The organism is Pseudomonas sp. ICMP 10191 (assembly GCF_001467335.1).
Lineage (GTDB): Bacteria > Pseudomonadota > Gammaproteobacteria > Pseudomonadales > Pseudomonadaceae > Aquipseudomonas > Aquipseudomonas cerasi.
In genome coordinates, this window is sequence record NZ_LKGW01000002.1 from 36,768 (window position 1) to 54,548 (window position 17,781).

The following is a 17,781-nucleotide window of genomic DNA, read 5'->3' on the forward strand; positions in this document are numbered from 1 at the left end:
AGGCCTTTTATCCGGGCTTATCCAGACTTGTGTATGACTCTGAGCGCTGTAGCGTGAAGAGCAAAAGGCGTTCGGAGGGGCGCTTTTCATGCCAACGCGTGTGAACGCGCGCCATGACCCGCTACACTCCCGCCAATTACATCCACTCAAGCAGGAGCACGCATGGTCTGGGACCGGGCAACGCCGTTTGTCATCGATCTGAACGTCGCCGCCGAAGACATCGACGGGCTGGGGCATGCCAATAACGCTGTTTATGTGTCCTGGCTGGAGCGCTGTGCCTGGCGTCATTCGCAGTTCCTCGGGCTGGACCTTACCGAATACCGGCGTCTGGATCGGGCGATGGCGGTGGTCAGGCATGAGATCGACTACCTTGCCAGCGCCTACGAGAACGACGAGCTGCAATTGGCGACCTGGATCGTCGACTGGGATCGCCGCCTGAAAATGACCCGCTGCTTTCAGCTCAAGCGTCCTGCCGACAACCTGACCTTGCTGCGCGCGCAAACCACCTTTGTCTGCATCGAACTGTCCACTGGTAAGCCCAAGCGTATGCCTGCCGAGTTCATCGAGGGCTACGGCGCAGCCATCTCTGACAGCGCCGTTCCCAATCCGCACGCCGGGCAGTAAACTGCCGGACTTTTTTTCGAGTGTGACCCATGCAAATTGCTCTGGCGCCCATGGAGGGGTTGGTCGACGACATCCTGCGTAATGTGCTGACGAAAGTCGGCGGCATCGACTGGTGCGTGACCGAATTCATCCGGGTGTCCGAGCGTTTGATGCCAGCGCATTACTTCTACAAGTACGCATCGGAATTTCACCAGGGCGCGAAAACTGACGCAGGCACGCCGTTGCGCCTTCAGTTGCTGGGCTCTGACCCGGTGTGCCTGGCCGAAAACGCCGCGTTCGCCTGCGAGTTGGGTGCACCCGTGCTGGACCTCAACTTCGGCTGCCCGGCCAAGACCGTCAACCGCTCGCGGGGCGGCGCAATCCTGCTCAAGGAGCCGGAACTGCTGCACTCGATCGTCAGCCAGGTGCGCCGTGCCGTGCCCAGACCTATCCCCGTTACCGCCAAGATGCGCCTGGGGTACGAAAACACCGATGGCGCGCTGGACTGCGCCAGAGCGCTGGCTGACGGCGGGGCAGAGCAAATCGTCGTTCATGCGCGCACCAAGGTCGACGGCTACAAGCCTCCCGCGCACTGGGAGTGGATTGCGCGCATCCAGGAAGTGGTCAATGTCCCGGTGGTCGCCAACGGGGAAATCTGGACCGTTGAGGATTGGCGCCGTTGCCGTGAAATCTGCGGTGCGCGGGACATCATGATCGGTCGCGGTCTGGTGGCGCGTCCTGATCTGGCCCGGCAGATCGCTGCAGCGCAGAAGGGCGAAGAGGTCGTGCCCATGACCTGGGACGAGTTGCAGCCGATGCTGCGGGTCTTCTGGCAGGACTGTCTGGCGAAGATGACACTGATTCAGGCGCCGGGCCGGCTCAAGCAGTGGCTGGTGCTGCTGACCAAAAGCTACCCCGAGGCGACTCTCATGTTCAATACATTGCGCCGCGAAACCGACTGCAATCGCATCAGCGTATTGCTGGGTTGCGCGCCCGGTTGCTTACCCAGAAGCTGATCCCGACGAACGGCCAAAAAAATCCTGAAAAAAGTCTCTTGAAAAGCGAATGGCTGTCCCTACTTTGGTGATCAAGCGATGCCGAACACGGGTCGCGTAAACCACTCGCTGATAAACAGGAGAATTGTTATGGCTACTGCATTTTCTCTGGCTCCACTGTTTCGCAACTCAGTGGGATTCGACCGCTTCAACGACCTCTTCGAGTCGGCGGCGCGAAATGAGACAACCAGCGGCTATCCGCCCTACAACGTCGAGCGGCACACCGATGACCATTATCGAATCGTGATTGCTGCAGCAGGCATGCAAGAGCAGGATCTCGAGTTGCAGGTTGAAAAAGGTGTGCTGACCGTGATCGGCAACAAGCGCGAGCAAGAAGCCGAAAACGTGACGTATCTGCATCAGGGTATTGCCCGGCGTGAATTCAAGCTGTCATTCAGGCTGGCGGACAATATCGAAGTCAAAGGGGCCGATCTGTCTCACGGTCTGCTGAATATTGACCTGGTGCGCAACGTGCCGGAAGAAGCGAAACCAAAACGCATTCCGCTCAATAGCCAGAAAGCGCTGGAAAACTGATCCGACAGGTGATGTTGAGTCAGCGGCATGTAACGGGGAAGGCGCCTGCGGGGCGCCTTCCTTTTTTCAGTCCTGATGTGCGGTTTGCTGCGCAGGCCCCCTGAGCTCCAGCAGGGACTCGAACTGCGGGCCTGGCAGCGGTTCGCTGAACAGATAGCCTTGATAGGTGTAGCAGCCGACTTTTTCCAGAAACGCCAACTGCTCTGAGGTTTCAACGCCTTCAGCGATCACGTTCAGGTTGAGACTCTGCGCCATGGCGACGATGGCACGGATGATTTCTGCGTCGTTGGGATCACTGGTAGCGTCCTGGACGAAGGACTGGTCGATCTTCAGCGTATCCACCGGTAAGCGCTTGAGATAGGTCAGGGACGAGTAGCCGGTGCCGAAGTCGTCCATCGCAAAGCTGACGCCCAGTGCCTTGAGGCTGAGCATCTTGAGGATGGTGTCGTCCAGGTTCTGGATGACGATACCTTCGGTGATTTCCAGCTTGAGCATGGATGCAGGCAACTGATGCAGGGTCAGGCTGCGTTCCACGCGCTCGATGAAATCGTGCTGCAGAAACTGTCGCGGGCTGATATTGACGCCCATCAGGAATCTGTTTTCCGGGATCAGCCCTTGCTTTAACAGCAGGCCACCGGTTTTACAGGCCTCGTTCAGAATATGGCTGCCGACCTCCAGAATCATCCCGCTTTCTTCAAGTATCTGCACGAACTGATCGGGCGCCAGCAGGCCGTATTCGGGGTGTTGCCAGCGCAGCAGGGCCTCGGCCCCTGTGATGTATTCGTTACGACAGTCGACCTGGGCCTGGAAGTGCAGGTGAAATTCGTTGCGGGTCAGCGCCAGGCGCAAGTCATTTTCCAGGCGCAGGCGCTGGCTGACGGCCTGTTGCATGGATACGTGGAAAAACTGTGAGGCGTTACGCCCGCAATCCTTGGCCCGATACAGGGCAATATCGGCGCGCTTGAGCAGATCGGCCGGGGTCAGGCCATCATCCGGAATCAGCACCACGCCGATGCTCGGCGTGACCTGCAGACGATGGCCGTCGAGAAACATCGGCTCGGCCAGCAGGTTGCGCAGGTTGTCGGCCAGCTCCCGGACTTGCCGGGTGACCTCGTCCTGCGAGCCTTCCAGGCCGCAGATCAATACCACGAATTCGTCGCCGCCGAGGCGTGCCACGGTGTCTTCCTGGCGCACGCTGGCTTCCAGGCGCGCGGCGATGATGCTTAAAACGCTGTCGCCTACCGGATGGCCGAGCGAGTCATTGATGTGCTTGAAATGGTCCAGATCGAGAAACAACAGGGCGCCGCGCAGATTCTGGTGCTGGAGCAGCGACACTTGCTGGCTGAGGCGGTCGAGCAACAGCGCGCGATTGGGCAGCCCGGTCAGTGGATCGTGATAAGCCAGGTGCTGGATCTGCGCCTGGGCATTTTTGAGTTCGCCGATGTCGCGGGCATTCATCAGCAGGCAGGCGGTGTTGTTCAGGGTGATGAACTCGACCGATATATCCAGCACCAGGGGCGCACCGTGCTTGTCTCGCCCGTTCATTTCACGATGATGCACGCGGCCTTTCTGGCGCAGTTCTTCAAGCATGTGTTCGCGCTGCAAGGTGTCGGTCCAGATGCCGACTTCATGCGCTGTACGGCCGAGCACTTCCTGGGCGCTGAAACCGGTCAGGCGGCTGAAGCCATCGTTGACCTCGACATAGCGGCCCGAGTCGATTTCAGTGATGGTGATCGAGTCGGGACTTGAATGAAACGCCTTGGCAAATTTCTCCTCGCTGGCCTCCAGTGCGACCTGAGCACACTGCTGGGTAATGTCCAGCAGTGTGCCGGACAGCCTGACGGGCTGGCCCTGTTCATCCCGGTAAATCCGCGCGCGGCTCTCAAGCAGGCGTGACGTGCCGTTTTTCAGCCGGAACCGGTAAGTGACTTGCAGGCAGTCCTGCCCGGTTTCGAGCGCCGCGGCATAGAGCGCGCGCATTCGGCGGCGTTCTTCGCCGGGCAGGCTGCCGAAGAACTGCCCGCCAGACTCATTGAAGGGCATTGCCGGCATGCCGTGCAGCAGCGCCGCGCGTGCTGAGGCTTGCAGCCGGTTGCGGACGATATCCAGATCCCAGGTGCCCATTTGCGCCAGTTCCAGTGCCAGCTCCAGGCGATCACGGGTTTCCTGCAGGATCCGCTCTGCGTCTGTCAGCGGCAACCTAGCAGAGACCGACTGTGCGGCAACATTCGGCACGGCGTTATCCGGTGGGTTGGGCATGTTATCCGAGCCTTTGATCGATAGGGCGGCCAGAGCGATCTGCCTGCGGCCTGCTGCAGCATCTGTTCACTGTGTCTGCGCATCGAGCAGTTTCATGAATGCCCGTGCCGCATTTGAGAGCGTGCGTTCGGTGTGCAGGATGTAGCCTAGCTGGCGATTGAGCTGTACGCCCGGCAGCGGGATGCGCGCCACCTGTTCGTCGAGCATGGTGCGCGGCAGAACGCTCCAGGCCAGGCCGATGGAAACCATCATTTTTATGGTCTCCATATAGTTGGTGCTCATCGCGATGTTGGGCTTGAGGCCCTGAGCCTCGCACAATCCGCTGACAATATGATGGGTAAACGTGTTACCGCCGGGAAATACCGCCGGATAGCGCACAATATCCTCCAGCTTCATCGGGCCGCTGTTGGCCAGCGGGTGCTCGGGGGCCGCGACGAAATCCAGCGGATCGTCCCAGACGGGCACGGCGCGGATCAGCGTATGCGGCTCGGGCGCCAGTGTAATGACTGCCAACTCGGCGCGCCCGTGAAGAATTTCTTCATAAGCAATTTCCGAATCCAGGAACTGGATGTCCAGTGCAACCTTCGGGTAAGTGCGGGTAAAGGCGCGCAATATCGGCGGCAAACGGTGCAGGCCGATGTGGTGGCTGGTCGCCAGAGTCAGCCGCCCGGTGACTTCCCCGGTCAGGTTGGTCAGGGCCCGGCGTGTGTCATCCAGCACGTTGAGAATCTGGTAGGCGCGCGGCAACAGGGCGCGTCCGGCCTCGGTCAGACTGACTTCGCGGCCCAGGCGATCGAACAGGCGTACGTTGAGTTGCTGCTCCAGACCGGCAATGCGTTTGCTGATGGCCGGCTGGGTCAGGTAAAGGCGTTCGCCTGCCCCGGAGAAACTGCCCGTTTCAGCGATGGCGATAAAGGCATTGAGGTTGGCCAGGTCCATGGTCGGATTCCAGTTGGTTATCCAAAGTATGAAAATTATGAATTTGAGTTATTTAAGCATATTCCATAGGATGACCGCACAAGCCAAGGGGTCATCGCAACGATTGCCCAAGGCATAGAAACAAGCTGATGAGGAAGTACGTCCGATGGCCGGGAAAACGCTCTACGACAAGCTCTGGGATTCGCATTTGGTCAAACAGCGCGACGACGGTTCGGCGCTGATTTACATTGACCGCCATATCATCCATGAAGTGACCTCGCCGCAGGCGTTCGAAGGTCTGCGGCTGGCGAAGCGCAAGCCGTGGCGGATCGACTCGATCATCGCCACGCCTGACCACAACGTGCCGACCACGGCCGAACGCAAGGGTGGCATCGGTGCCATCGAGGATCAGGTGTCGCGCTTGCAGGTGCAGACCCTCGACGATAACTGCGACGAATACGGCATCACCGAATTCAAGATGAATGATCCGCGCCAGGGCATCGTTCACGTGATCGGCCCGGAGCAGGGTGCAACCCTGCCAGGCATGAGCGTGGTCTGCGGCGACTCGCACACCTCTACCCACGGCGCCTTCGGTGCGCTGGCCCACGGCATCGGCACTTCCGAGGTCGAGCACGTGCTCGCCACCCAGTGCCTGGTCGCCAAGAAAATGAAGAACATGCTGGTGTCGGTCGAAGGGCAATTGCCCTTCGGCGTGACGGCCAAGGACATCGTTCTGGCGGTGATCGGCAAGATCGGCACGGCAGGCGGTAACGGTTACGCCATCGAGTTCGCCGGCAGCGCGATTCGCGACCTGTCGATCGAAGGCCGTATGACCATCTGCAACATGTCCATCGAAGCGGGTGCCCGGGTCGGCATGGTGGCCACCGACGAGAAGACCGTCGAGTACGTCAAAGGCCGTCCGTTCGCACCCAAGGGCGCGGAGTGGGACCTCGCTGTCGAAGCCTGGAAGGACTTGGTGTCCGACCCGGACGCTGTGTTCGATACCGTGGTCAGGCTGGATGCCGCACAGATCAAGCCGCAGGTCAGCTGGGGCACTTCGCCGGAAATGGTCCTGGCGGTCGATCAGAACGTGCCGGACCCTGCGCAAGAGCCGGATCTGGTCAAGCGTGGCTCCATCGAGCGTGCGCTCAAGTACATGGGCCTGAAAGCCAATCAGCCGATTACCGATATCCAGCTGGACCGGGTATTCATCGGTTCCTGCACCAACTCGCGTATCGAAGACCTGCGTGCTGCGGCCGATGTTGCCAAGGGCCGCAAGGTGGCCACGACCATCAAGCAGGCCATCGTGGTGCCGGGCTCGGGGCTGATCAAGGAGCAGGCCGAGAAGGAAGGGCTGGACAAGGTGTTCATCGATGCTGGCTTTGAATGGCGCGAACCGGGCTGCTCCATGTGCCTGGCGATGAATCCGGACCGCCTGGGGTCCGGCGAGCACTGCGCGTCGACTTCCAACCGTAACTTCGAAGGTCGTCAGGGGGCCGGTGGCCGGACGCATCTGGTGAGCCCGGCAATGGCCGCTGCCGCTGCGGTCAATGGCCGTTTCATCGATGTTCGCGACCTGATCCAGCACTGAGGAGTCCTCTATGAAAGCCTTTACCCAGCATCATGGCCTGGTCGCTCCTCTGGATCGTGCCAATGTCGACACCGACCAGATCATTCCCAAGCAGTTTCTCAAGTCGATCAAGCGCACCGGCTTCGGCCCGAACCTGTTCGATGAATGGCGTTATATGGACGTGGGGCAGCCTTACCAGGATAACTCCAAGCGTCCGTTGAACCCTGACTTCGTCCTCAACCACGAGCGTTACCAGGGTGCCAGCGTGCTGTTGGCCCGGGAAAACTTCGGCTGCGGCTCCAGCCGCGAACACGCCCCGTGGGCACTGGAAGAGTACGGTTTCTGCGCAATCATCGCGCCGAGCTACGCGGACATCTTCTTCAACAACAGCTTCAAGAACGGCTTGTTGCCGATCATCCTGTCCGAAGAAGACGTCGATCAACTGTTCAAGCAGGTGGAAGCCACGCCCGGCTATCAGTTGAATATCGATCTGCAGGCGCAGACCGTGACCCGTCCGGATGGCAAGGTCCTAAGCTTCGAAATCGATGCGTTCCGCAAGCATTGCCTGCTCAATGGCCTGGATGACATCGGCCTGACGCTGATGGACGCTGAGGCAATCGCCGGTTTCGAGAGCAGGCACCGCGCCAGCCAGCCATGGCTGTTCCGCGACTGATCGATCAACAGCGGATGCTGCATGTTTGCCAGTAAGGTGCAATTGCGCCTTGCTGGCAAAAGTGTTTTGGCCGGACGCTAAATTTTCTGTGGTATTGAGCGTTTCAAGCAGGCGTTGTCAAAGACGCCGATGCACAAAATCGAGGATGTTATGAGCAAGCAGATTCTGATTCTCCCAGGTGATGGTATTGGTCCGGAAATCATGACCGAAGCGGTCAAGGTGCTGGAGCTGGCCAACGAAAAGTATCAACTGGGGTTTGAATTGACCCACGACGTGATCGGTGGCGCGGCCATCGACAAGCACGGCGTGCCGCTGGCCGATGAAACCCTGGATCGTGCCCGTGCGGCCGACGCCGTGCTGCTCGGTGCAGTCGGCGGCCCGAAATGGGACACCATCGAGCGTGACATCCGTCCTGAGCGCGGTCTGCTGAAAATCCGTTCGCAACTGGGCCTGTTCGGCAACCTGCGTCCGGCGATCCTGTATCCGCAACTGGCCGACGCGTCGAGCCTGAAGCCGGAAATCGTCGCCGGCCTGGATATCCTGATCGTTCGCGAGCTGACCGGTGGTATCTACTTCGGTGCGCCACGCGGTACGCGGGTGCTGGATAATGGCGAGCGTCAGGCCTACGACACGCTGCCGTACAGCGAAAGCGAGATCCGCCGCATTGCCAGGGTCGGTTTCGATATGGCCATGGTGCGTGGCAAGAAGCTCTGCTCGGTGGACAAGGCCAACGTACTCGCGTCCAGCCAGCTGTGGCGTGAAATCGTCGAGCAGGTCGCCAAGGATTACCCTGAAGTCGAACTGAGCCACATGTACGTCGACAATGCCGCCATGCAACTGGTGCGTGCACCCAAGCAGTTCGATGTGATCGTGACCGACAACCTGTTCGGCGACATCCTCTCCGATCAGGCGTCGATGCTCACCGGCTCCATCGGCATGCTGCCGTCGGCCTCGCTGGACACGGCCAACAAAGGCATGTACGAGCCATGTCACGGCTCGGCGCCGGACATCGCCGGCAAAGGCATTGCCAACCCGTTGGCGACCATTCTGTCGGTGTCGATGATGCTGCGTTACAGCTTCAATCTGACCGATGCGGCCGACGCCATCGAAAAGGCTGTCAGCCTGGTTCTGGATCAGGGTATCCGCACCGGCGACATCTGGTCGGAAGGCAAAGTCAAAGTCGGTACGCAGGAAATGGGCGATGCGGTAGTCGCCGCGCTGCGGAATCTGTAATCTCTCTGGCCCGCCGCCTGCTGTGTACGCGCAGAGCGGCGGTCCCACTTTTATTCAAGGTGTAGTTGCGATGAAACGTGTAGGTCTGATCGGTTGGCGTGGCATGGTCGGTTCCGTGCTCATGCAGCGGATGCGGGAAGAGCAGGACTTCGATCTCATTGAGCCGGTGTTCTTCACTACTTCCAATGTCGGTGGCCAGGCGCCTTCGGTGGGCAAGGATGTTGCGCCCCTGAAAGACGCCTACAGCATCGACGAGCTGAAAACCCTGGACGTGGTGCTGACCTGCCAGGGTGGCGACTACACCAATGAGGTGTTCCCCAAGCTGCGCGAAGCGGGCTGGCAGGGTTACTGGATCGATGCGGCGTCCAGCCTGCGCATGCAGGATGACGCGGTCATCGTGCTGGATCCGGTCAACCGCAAGGTTATCGACCAGCAACTGGACGCGGGCACCAAGAACTATATCGGTGGCAACTGCACCGTCAGCCTGATGCTGATGGGGCTGGGCGGCCTGTTCGATGCCGGTCTGGTCGAGTGGATGAATGTCATGACCTATCAGGCAGCCTCCGGCGCCGGCGCGCAGAACATGCGTGAGCTGATCAGGCAGATGGGCGCGGTACATGCCTCGGTGGCCGATGATCTGGCCAACCCGGCCAGCGCCATTCTGGATATCGACCGCAAGGTGGCTGAAGCCATGCGCAGCGAGTCGTTCCCTACCGAGAACTTCGGTGTGCCACTGGCGGGCAGCCTGATCCCGTGGATCGACAAGGCGCTGCCAAACGGCCAGAGCCGCGAAGAGTGGAAAGGCCAGGCCGAGACCAACAAGATCCTCGGTCGCTTCAAGAGCCCGATCCCGGTGGACGGCATCTGCGTGCGCATCGGCGCCATGCGCTGCCACAGTCAGGCGCTGACCATCAAGCTCAACAAGGATGTGCCGATTGCGGACATCGAAGGGTTGATCAGCCAGCACAACCCGTGGGTCAAGCTGGTGCCGAACAATCGCGAAGCCAGCATGCATGAGCTGAGCCCGACGGCGGTGACCGGGACCATGAGCATTCCCGTGGGGCGCTTGCGCAAACTGAACATGGGTTCGCAGTACCTGGGCGCTTTTACCGTGGGTGACCAGCTGTTGTGGGGCGCTGCGGAGCCGCTGCGTCGCATGCTGAGAATCCTGCTGGAGCGTTGAGGCTCGGTTTTACAGCAAACCCGCTTTCCGAAAGGAAGGCGGGTTTTTTAATGCCTGATACTTTTGATTGATCGCCCTTAATCCCTATATATGGGATTGAAATTTACATATTGAGATAAGTGTAACAACAGGTTTATAGTCGTCCTGCACTCACTTCCAAAAAAACAACAGGTGACGCAATGCAGGCGCAATTGATCGCGCTCGATTGGGGGACAACCTCACTTCGTGCTTATCGACTTGGCGAACACGGCCAGGTACTGGAACAGCGCGCATTGAGCGCGGGCATCATGCAGTTGCCGACCACGCCGCGGCTGATCGCGGGGCAGTTCTGCAGTGACGGTTTCGAGTTGGCCTTTGACCAGGCGTGCGGCGACTGGCTCGATGCCCAGCCGGACCTGCAGGTGATTGCCTGTGGCATGGTCGGCAGCGCACAGGGCTGGCGCGAGGCGGCTTACCGGGAAACGCCGGCCAGCGTCAATGAGCTGAGCGCAGCGTTGCAGACGGTGCGCAGCGTGCGCGGCGTGACGGTGCACATCATCCCCGGCGTCCTGCAGCGCTCGACCCTGCCCAACGTCATGCGTGGCGAAGAAACCCAGGTGCTGGGTGTGCTGGCAGGGCGCGAAGACGGGCAGGGCAGCCAGCCTCTGCTGATCGGTCTGCCCGGCAGCCACTCCAAATGGGTGCAGGTAGAACGGGGTCGCATCGTTCACTTCGATACCTTCATGACCGGCGAGGTCTACGCCGCGCTCTGCGCGCACACCATTCTGGGACGCACCATGCAGCCTTCGGAGGCGTTCGACGAGCAGGCGTTTGACCGCGGCTTGTCGATTGCCCTTGCCGACGCGGGCTCTGCGGGGCCGCTGTCGACGATTTTCAGCACACGAACGCTCGGCCTGACCGGGCAATTGGCTGCCAGTGCGCAATCTGACTATCTTTCCGGCCTGTTGATTGGCCATGAACTGGGCGCCATCGCCAGGCTGCATCTGCACAACCACGAACAATTGCCTGCGGTGATCCTCATCGGTAGCGATTCGCTGTGCACGCGCTATGCGCGCGGGCTGGCCGTTTGTGGCTTTCCCGGGGTGACATTGGCCGAGCAGGCGACCGAGCGCGGCCTCTGGCAGGTCGCCGTTCAGGCCGGCCTGATCGCGCGCCGCTCGTCCCAACACATTCGAGAGGTTTGACATGCTCAAGCAAGCATTGAAAGAAAATGGTCTGGTCGCGATTCTGCGCGGCCTGCGCCCCGAAGAAGCGCCTGCCATGGGCGATGTGCTGTACGAGGCGGGGTTTCGGGTCATCGAAGTGCCGCTCAACTCCCCGCAACCGTTCGACAGCATCCGCCTGTTGCGTCAGCAGTTGCCTGCCGATTGCCTGATCGGTGCTGGCACCGTGCTCACCGCTGAACAGGTGACTCAGGTCAAGGACGCCGGCGGGCAGGTGATTGTCATGCCGCACAGCGATGTCAAGGTGCTGCGTGCGGCCAAGGCGGCCGGGCTGTTCCTGTCGCCAGGGGTTGCGACGCCGACCGAAGCCTTTGCCGCGCTGGCCGAAGGCGCTGATGTGCTCAAGCTGTTTCCTGCCGAGCAGATGTCGCCGGCGGTGGTCAAGGCGTGGCTGGCTGTCCTGCCCAAGGGCACGATTCTGCTGCCGGTCGGGGGGATTTCGCCGGACAACATGAAGGTATTTCTCGACGCCGGCGTGAAGGGTTTTGGCCTGGGCTCCGGGCTGTTCAAACCCGGCATGAGCGTCGCAGATGTCACCGAGCGTGCCCAGGCTTATGTGGCGGCCTGGAAGCAGCACAGCGCAGCGCTTGCAGACTGAACGGCGCAGCAGACGCCGCCGTGCAGCAGCCGCTATCCAACAAGAGAATCAACAAGAGAAACCGCACCCATGAAAATCACCAAACTCACCACGTTCATCGTTCCGCCGCGCTGGTGCTTCCTCAAGGTCGAGACCGACGAGGGCGTTGTCGGCTGGGGCGAGCCAGTGGTCGAAGGCCGCGCGCACACGGTTGCTGCTGCGGTGGAAGAGCTTTCCGACTACCTGATCGGCAAGGACCCGCGCAACATCGAGGACATCTGGACCGTGCTGTACCGCGGCGGCTTCTACCGCGGCGGCGCGATCCACATGAGTGCGCTGGCCGGCATCGATCAGGCATTGTGGGACATCAAGGGCAAGGCGCTGGGGGTGTCGGTCAGTGACCTGCTCGGCGGTCAGGTACGTGACAAGATTCGCGTCTATTCGTGGATCGGCGGTGATCGGCCCGCCGATACGGCACGCGCCGCGAAGGAGGCGGTAGAGCGCGGTTTTACTGCGGTGAAAATGAATGGCACCGAAGAGCTGCAGTTTCTCGACACCTTCGACAAGGTCGACCTGGCGCTGGCCAACGTGGCCGCTGTGCGTGATGCCGTTGGGCCGAATGTCGGCATTGGTGTGGACTTCCATGGCCGGGTTCACAAGCCGATGGCCAAGGTGCTGATGAAGGAGTTGGACCCTTACAAGCTGATGTTCATCGAAGAGCCGGTGCTCAGCGAGAACTATGAAGCACTGAAGGAGTTGGCACCGCTGACCAGTACGCCGATTGCGCTGGGCGAACGGCTGTTCTCGCGCTGGGATTTCAAGCGCGTGTTGAGCGAAGGCTACGTCGACATCATCCAGCCCGATGCCTCGCACGCCGGTGGCATTACCGAAACCCGCAAGATCGCCAACATGGCCGAAGCCTACGACGTCGCGCTGGCGCTGCATTGCCCGCTGGGGCCTATCGCGCTGGCAGCGTGCCTGCAACTGGACGCGGTTTGCTACAACGCCTTCATCCAGGAGCAGAGCCTGGGTATTCACTACAACGAAAGCAACGACCTGCTCGATTACGTCAAGCACCCGGAAGTCTTCGACTACGACCAAGGCATGGTCAAGATCCCCAACGGCCCCGGCCTGGGCATCGAGATCAACGAAGAGTACGTCATCGAACGCGCCGCCATCGGCCACCGCTGGCGCAACCCGATCTGGCGGCATGCGGATGGCAGTTTTGCGGAGTGGTAGAACAACAACTCCGCTAACCATCGTTTCGGCGCCCTGCGCTCATCGCCATACATAAGCCCTGAAGAGCCCGGAAAATGGGCGTTCAGGCTTCTGCCCGCAGGGCGTAGGAGCGAACGTGTTCGCGACAAGGCCGACGTGTTCTCTGAAAATGTTTCGTTTGAACAATGTCTTCGCGAACACGTTCGCTCCCACGGCCTCTGGCCAGAATCAAAAGCGCACTGGTGCATAACGATGAGCGCTCTGCGCGGGAACGAGAACCGGCGTGCCTTCAGCTCAGTTATATCGAAACACAGACCTCAATAAATCCAACAAGAGGCTACATTCCATGCGCACTCGAACTCTGGAGGGTGCGGCATCCCTGGTGACGCCGTCCCGCAAACGTTTCTTTATCATGGTGCTGCTGTTCATCACGGTGGTGATCAACTACCTGGACCGCAGCAACCTGTCGATTGCCGCACCAGCGCTGACCTCCGAACTGGGCCTTGACCCGGTGCATGTCGGGCTGATCTTTTCTGCGTTCGGCTGGACTTACGCCGCCATGCAACTGCCCGGTGGCTGGCTGGTGGACCGCGTGCCGCCACGCATTCTCTACACCGCAGCCCTGCTGCTGTGGTCCATCGCGACCATCATGCTCGGCTTCGCCGCCAGCTTCATCGCCCTGTTCGTACTGCGCATGGCGGTCGGCGCGCTGGAAGCACCTGCCTATCCGATCAACAGCCGCGTAGTCACCACCTGGTTTCCCGAGCGCGAGCGGGCCACTGCCATCGGCGTCTATACCTCCGGGCAGTTCGTCGGCCTGGCGTTTCTGACCCCGGTGCTGGCCTGGTTGCAGGCGCACTACGGCTGGCAAATGGTGTTTGTCGTCACAGGGGGAGTCGGCGTGCTGTGGGCGGTGATCTGGTACACGGTGTATCGCGAGCCACGTGATTTCAAAGGCGTCAATCAGCAGGAAATCGAGCTGATCCAGGAGGGCGGCGGGCTGGTGGACATCCAGAAGGATGTCGAAAAACAGAAGCAGGCGTTCAGTTGGCTGGACCTGGGCATTGTGTTGAGCAAACGCAAGCTGTGGGGCATCTACCTGGGGCAGTTCTGCCTGAACTCCACGCTGTGGTTTTTCCTGACCTGGTTCCCGACCTACCTGGTGAAATACCGGGGCATGGACTTCATCAAGTCCGGCCTGCTGGCGTCGTTGCCGTTCCTCGCCGCGTTTGTCGGTGTGTTGTGCTCGGGCTTCTTCTCCGACTGGCTGATCCGCCGCGGGCATAGCGTAGGCTTTGCGCGCAAGCTGCCAATCATTGCCGGGCTGCTGATCTCGACCTCGATCATCGGTGCCAACTTCGTCGACTCGACGCCGCTGGTGATCACCTTTCTGGCGCTGGCGTTCTTCGGCAACGGCCTGGCGTCGATCACCTGGTCGCTGGTCTCGACCCTGGCACCGGCGCGCCTGCTGGGCCTGACCGGTGGCACGTTCAACTTCATCGGCAACCTCTCAGCCATCGCCACCCCGATCGTGATCGGCTTTCTGGCATCGGGAGACTCGTTCGCGCCTGCCATCACCTACATTTCGGCCCTGGCACTGTTGGGCGCGCTGTCGTACATCCTGCTGGTAGGGAAAGTGGAGCGTATCGAGCTCTGATGTCGACGCCTCTGGACTCAGGCGGCGATAATGCCGCCGGTTTTCGATCCGAACCCTTTTGATCCGAGCAAGGCCTCTCATGCACAACGATTCGATCACCCCTGAAAAAATCATCGGCAAGGATTCCGTACCCACCGGGACTCAGACCTTGCTGCGCGGGCTGGGGGTGGTGCAGGCGGTTGCCGGTGGCGCACGGGACCTCAAGGAGATCGCCCGGCTGATCGGCACCACGCGCAGTACCACGCACCGCCTGGCCAGTTGCCTGGTCGAGGAGCGTTACCTGCGGGTCGTTCCTCAGGTGGGCTATCTGCTTGGCCCGAAATTGATCGAGCTGGGGTTTCAGGCGCGTGAAGAGGTGCCCCTGGCGATGCTCGCCCGGCCGTATCTGGATCGCTTGTCGGAGCTGACCGGCGATACCGTGCATCTGGCAGTGCGGGAAGGGGACGACGTGCTCTATCTGCACAAGAATCCCGGTCGCAATGGTCCGGAAATGCGTTCGCGGGTCGGGCATCGGATGCCGCTGGTGCGCACCGGTATCGGCAAGGCGCTGCTGCTGGACAGTGCTCAGTCCGAGTGGCAACGGCTGTATGAAATCAGCATGCCGAGCACAGGTAGAAATCCGCTATGGCCTGCTCATGAGCAGCAAACCTGGGAGCAGTTGAAGGCGCGGCGCGAGGAGTATGTACAAGGGGGGTATGCATTCGATCTGGAGGACAACGAACCGTCGATCCGTTGTGTTGCAGCGCCGGTACGTGATGCCAGCAAACAGATCGTTGCCGGCATCAGTGTCGCCAGTACCGTGCCCTACATGCCGCTGGAGAAGATGGCCGAGCTGGTTCCGCTGATCAAAACCATCGCAGCGGAACTCTCGGCCGATCTCGGCGGCTGATCGGCAGTCGATCAGGCCTTCAGCGTGGCCATGTCGATCACGAAGCGGTACTTCACGTCACCGGCCAGCATGCGCTCGTAGGCTTCGTTGATGTTGCGAATATCGAGCATCTCGATGTCGCAGGTGATGTCGTTCTCGGCACAGAAATCCAGTACTTCCTGAGTTTCCGCGATACCGCCGATCAACGAACCGGCCAGCACGCGACGGCTCATCACCAGATTGGCTGCATGTACCGGCGGCTCGACCGGCTCGATCAGGCCGACGAGGATATGTACGCCATCGAAACGCAGGGTTTCCAGGTAGGGGTTCAGGTCATGCTGGACCGGAATGGTGTCGAGCAGGAAGTCGAAGTGCCCGGCAGCAGCCTTCATCTGTTCAGCGTCGGTGGATACGATCACATGATCGGCGCCCTGGCGACGCGCTTCCTGCGCCTTGGCGGCGGAACGAGTGAACAGGGTCACTTCAGCGCCCATGGCTTTGGCGAACTTGATGCCCATATGGCCCAGGCCGCCCATGCCCAGAATGCCGACCTTGTCGCCAGCCTTGACGCCGTAGTGCTTGAGCGGCGAATAAGTGGTGATACCTGCGCAGAGAATCGGTGCAGCGGCGGCCGGATCGAGTTTTTCCGGGACGCGCACGACAAAGTGCTCGGCGACCACGATGCTGTTCGAGTAACCGCCCATGGTGTTGCTGCCGTCCACGCGGTCTGGCGTGGCGTAAGTCATGGTCGGGCCTTCCAGGCAATACTGCTCGAGGTCTGATTTGCAAGCCGAGCATTCGCGGCACGAATCGACCATGCAGCCGACACCGACCATGTCACCGACCTGGTACTGGGTTGCACTGCTGCCGGTGGCAGTGACACGACCGACGATTTCATGGCCCGGCATCAGCGGGTAGACGGCGATGCCCCATTCGTTGCGTGCCTGGTGAATATCGGAGTGGCAGACGCCGCAATAAAGGATTTCGATGGCAACGTCGTCGGCACGCAGAGCGCGACGTTCGAAGGTCATCGGGGCGAGGGGTGCGGTAGCTGACTGTGCGGCGTAACCGATAGCTGTGTACATGTTTGACCTCGCAAGGTGTGAAGGAAGAGAGGCGAACCATTGTCCTGATACGGGCCCTTCGCGGCTATGGTGAATCCTCCGTGTTTCATGCCTATTCCTCCGGTCTGATAGTTCGGGGTCGGCGCTGAGGCGCAAATCTGCGATGATATGACTGTCTGTTTCTCTGTCAGGCGGTGCTCATGAACTTACCTGTTGTGCTGGATGGCAATGCCACCCTTGTGTCCCTGATCCAGCCGCTGGCGGTGCGCCCGGGGTTTGTCGCGACGCCGTTGCCGGAGGTACGTGTGCTTTCGGCGTTTGGTTATGTCGCCAGCAGCCCGCAGATCTACGAGCCAAGCCTGATGATCGTGGTACAGGGCAGCAAGGTCGCGTGCCTGGGGCCGCGCACATTCGAATACGGCACCGGGCATTACCTGATTCAGGCGCTCTCTGTGCCGTTCAAGTGTGAAACCTTCGCTACTCTGGAAAAGCCGCTTTACGGCGTTTCAGTGGCCATCGACCGGGTATTGCTCGGTGAGTTGGTGCAGGCGATGGGCCCGGTCACCGGCCAGGAGAGTCAGGTGCAGACGCCGGAATCGATGACCTCGGTGCGTATCGACAACAGCATGCGCGACAGTGTCGAGCGTCTGCTGCGTTGTCTGCATGATCCGCTGGAGTGTCAGGCCATGGGCCAGGCACGGATTCGCGAGGTGCTGTATAGCGCGCTGCGCGGACCGCAGTCAGGGGTTTTGCGTGCGCTGGTCGAGCAGCAGGGGCAGTTCGCACGAATTGCTTCTGCGGTGACCTACCTGCATGAGCATTATGATCACGCACTGAACGTCGACACGCTGGCCAGTTGCGCGAACATGAGCACGTCGACCTTTCATGAGCATTTCAAGCGCAGCACGCTGTTGTCGCCGGTGCAATACCTCAAGCGTCTGCGCCTGCTCAAGGCTCAGCAATTGCTGGTGGCCGAGGGCCTGGGGGTGGCGCAGGTCGCGCTCAAGGTCGGCTATCAAAGCGCGTCGCAGTTCAGTCGTGAATACAAGCGCTACTTCGAGCGCAGCCCGGGGGAGGAGAGCAGCAATCTGCGTGTCCCTGCCTGAATAAAAAAAGCCCCGAAAGGGGCTTTCTCTATTGAGGCTT

General features: G+C 60.5%; 16 protein-coding genes. 13 read left to right on the top strand and 3 right to left on the bottom strand.

Translation table 11 applies throughout. The annotated features are described in order from the left end of the window. Positions 1-162: 162 nt before the first annotated feature. The 3 genes from AO388_RS01500 (at position 163) to AO388_RS01510 (ending at position 2,192) form a co-directional block, all read left to right on the top strand. Positions 163-624 carry an acyl-CoA thioesterase gene (locus AO388_RS01500; protein WP_054081903.1) on the top strand — a complete coding sequence of 154 codons (462 nt, stop codon included), beginning with the start codon at positions 163-165 and terminating at the stop codon, positions 622-624. 29 nt (positions 625-653) lie between these two features. Beyond that, a complete protein-coding gene (locus AO388_RS01505; protein ID WP_054081902.1) occupies positions 654-1,619 on the top strand; it encodes a tRNA dihydrouridine synthase in 966 nt (321 codons plus the stop codon). A 129-nt stretch (positions 1,620-1,748) separates the two neighbouring features. Next, on the top strand, positions 1,749-2,192 hold the full coding sequence (locus tag AO388_RS01510) for an Hsp20 family protein (protein WP_003316521.1): 444 nt from the start codon (positions 1,749-1,751) through the stop codon (positions 2,190-2,192). A 66-nt stretch (positions 2,193-2,258) separates the two neighbouring features. Here AO388_RS01510 and AO388_RS01515 read toward each other — a convergent pair whose 3' ends face one another. Together AO388_RS01515 and AO388_RS01520 are read right to left on the bottom strand one after the other, a co-directional pair. Continuing rightward, on the bottom strand, positions 2,259-4,451 hold the full coding sequence (locus tag AO388_RS01515; protein WP_058415975.1) for a putative bifunctional diguanylate cyclase/phosphodiesterase: 2,193 nt from the start codon (positions 4,449-4,451) through the stop codon (positions 2,259-2,261). A 66-nt stretch (positions 4,452-4,517) separates the two neighbouring features. Beyond that, positions 4,518-5,390, bottom strand: a complete 873-nt coding sequence (locus AO388_RS01520; protein WP_003433130.1) for a LysR family transcriptional regulator — start codon at positions 5,388-5,390, stop codon at positions 4,518-4,520. A 145-nt stretch (positions 5,391-5,535) separates the two neighbouring features. Between AO388_RS01520 and leuC the strand changes: the two genes are divergently transcribed. From leuC to AO388_RS01565, 9 genes are all read left to right on the top strand, one after another. After that, on the top strand, positions 5,536-6,960 hold the full coding sequence (leuC, locus tag AO388_RS01525) for a 3-isopropylmalate dehydratase large subunit (protein ID WP_058415976.1): 1,425 nt from the start codon (positions 5,536-5,538) through the stop codon (positions 6,958-6,960). Positions 6,961-6,970: 10 nt separating this feature from the next. Beyond that, positions 6,971-7,612: a 3-isopropylmalate dehydratase small subunit gene (gene leuD, locus AO388_RS01530; protein WP_003366655.1), complete on the top strand. Its 642-nt coding sequence runs from the start codon at positions 6,971-6,973 to the stop codon at positions 7,610-7,612. Positions 7,613-7,762: 150 nt separating this feature from the next. Continuing rightward, positions 7,763-8,845, top strand: coding sequence for a 3-isopropylmalate dehydrogenase (gene leuB, locus AO388_RS01535; RefSeq protein ID WP_003366657.1), 1,083 nt, complete (start codon positions 7,763-7,765; stop codon positions 8,843-8,845). A 70-nt stretch (positions 8,846-8,915) separates the two neighbouring features. Next, entirely contained in the window at positions 8,916-10,028 is a 1,113-nt protein-coding gene (asd, locus tag AO388_RS01540; protein ID WP_002552957.1) for an aspartate-semialdehyde dehydrogenase, read from the top strand. A 179-nt stretch (positions 10,029-10,207) separates the two neighbouring features. Next, the gene (locus tag AO388_RS01545) at positions 10,208-11,212 is read left to right on the top strand and encodes a 2-dehydro-3-deoxygalactonokinase (RefSeq protein WP_003433124.1); all 1,005 of its coding nucleotides are present in this window, start codon (positions 10,208-10,210) and stop codon (positions 11,210-11,212) included. A 1-nt stretch (position 11,213) separates the two neighbouring features. Continuing rightward, positions 11,214-11,849: a 2-dehydro-3-deoxy-6-phosphogalactonate aldolase gene (locus AO388_RS01550; RefSeq protein ID WP_003433123.1), complete on the top strand. Its 636-nt coding sequence runs from the start codon at positions 11,214-11,216 to the stop codon at positions 11,847-11,849. Between the two features lie 69 nt (positions 11,850-11,918). Further along, the gene (dgoD, locus tag AO388_RS01555; RefSeq protein ID WP_003366667.1) at positions 11,919-13,067 is read left to right on the top strand and encodes a galactonate dehydratase; all 1,149 of its coding nucleotides are present in this window, start codon (positions 11,919-11,921) and stop codon (positions 13,065-13,067) included. Between the two features lie 325 nt (positions 13,068-13,392). Further along, complete coding sequence (locus AO388_RS01560; RefSeq protein WP_058415977.1) at positions 13,393-14,703, top strand: MFS transporter; 1,311 nt, start codon at positions 13,393-13,395, stop codon at positions 14,701-14,703. Between the two features lie 79 nt (positions 14,704-14,782). Continuing rightward, the gene (locus tag AO388_RS01565; protein ID WP_058415978.1) at positions 14,783-15,592 is read left to right on the top strand and encodes an IclR family transcriptional regulator; all 810 of its coding nucleotides are present in this window, start codon (positions 14,783-14,785) and stop codon (positions 15,590-15,592) included. An 11-nt stretch (positions 15,593-15,603) separates the two neighbouring features. Here AO388_RS01565 and AO388_RS01570 read toward each other — a convergent pair whose 3' ends face one another. Continuing rightward, entirely contained in the window at positions 15,604-16,656 is a 1,053-nt protein-coding gene (locus tag AO388_RS01570; protein ID WP_003366675.1) for an NAD(P)-dependent alcohol dehydrogenase, read from the bottom strand. Between the two features lie 179 nt (positions 16,657-16,835). On the opposite strand from AO388_RS01570, the gene AO388_RS01575 reads away from it, so the two are divergent. Then, positions 16,836-17,741, top strand: coding sequence for an AraC family transcriptional regulator (locus tag AO388_RS01575; protein WP_054081899.1), 906 nt, complete (start codon positions 16,836-16,838; stop codon positions 17,739-17,741). Positions 17,742-17,781 lie beyond the last annotated feature (40 nt).

What these genes read in the sequence shown, in the direction of transcription:
- AO388_RS01570 (WP_003366675.1), bottom strand. Translation starts at nt 16,656, where the DNA reads ATGTACACAGCTATCGGTTACGCCGCACAGTCAGCTACCGCACCCCTC.
- asd (WP_002552957.1), top strand. Translation starts at nt 8,916, where the DNA reads ATGAAACGTGTAGGTCTGATCGGTTGGCGTGGCATGGTCGGTTCCGTG.
- dgoD (WP_003366667.1), top strand. Translation starts at nt 11,919, where the DNA reads ATGAAAATCACCAAACTCACCACGTTCATCGTTCCGCCGCGCTGGTGC.
- AO388_RS01560 (WP_058415977.1), top strand. Translation starts at nt 13,393, where the DNA reads ATGCGCACTCGAACTCTGGAGGGTGCGGCATCCCTGGTGACGCCGTCC.
- AO388_RS01550 (WP_003433123.1), top strand. Translation starts at nt 11,214, where the DNA reads ATGCTCAAGCAAGCATTGAAAGAAAATGGTCTGGTCGCGATTCTGCGC.
- AO388_RS01565 (WP_058415978.1), top strand. Translation starts at nt 14,783, where the DNA reads ATGCACAACGATTCGATCACCCCTGAAAAAATCATCGGCAAGGATTCC.
- AO388_RS01575 (WP_054081899.1), top strand. Translation starts at nt 16,836, where the DNA reads ATGAACTTACCTGTTGTGCTGGATGGCAATGCCACCCTTGTGTCCCTG.
- AO388_RS01515 (WP_058415975.1), bottom strand. Translation starts at nt 4,451, where the DNA reads ATGCCCAACCCACCGGATAACGCCGTGCCGAATGTTGCCGCACAGTCG.
- leuB (WP_003366657.1), top strand. Translation starts at nt 7,763, where the DNA reads ATGAGCAAGCAGATTCTGATTCTCCCAGGTGATGGTATTGGTCCGGAA.
- AO388_RS01505 (WP_054081902.1), top strand. Translation starts at nt 654, where the DNA reads ATGCAAATTGCTCTGGCGCCCATGGAGGGGTTGGTCGACGACATCCTG.
- leuC (WP_058415976.1), top strand. Translation starts at nt 5,536, where the DNA reads ATGGCCGGGAAAACGCTCTACGACAAGCTCTGGGATTCGCATTTGGTC.
- AO388_RS01545 (WP_003433124.1), top strand. Translation starts at nt 10,208, where the DNA reads ATGCAGGCGCAATTGATCGCGCTCGATTGGGGGACAACCTCACTTCGT.
- AO388_RS01520 (WP_003433130.1), bottom strand. Translation starts at nt 5,390, where the DNA reads ATGGACCTGGCCAACCTCAATGCCTTTATCGCCATCGCTGAAACGGGC.
- AO388_RS01510 (WP_003316521.1), top strand. Translation starts at nt 1,749, where the DNA reads ATGGCTACTGCATTTTCTCTGGCTCCACTGTTTCGCAACTCAGTGGGA.
- AO388_RS01500 (WP_054081903.1), top strand. Translation starts at nt 163, where the DNA reads ATGGTCTGGGACCGGGCAACGCCGTTTGTCATCGATCTGAACGTCGCC.
- leuD (WP_003366655.1), top strand. Translation starts at nt 6,971, where the DNA reads ATGAAAGCCTTTACCCAGCATCATGGCCTGGTCGCTCCTCTGGATCGT.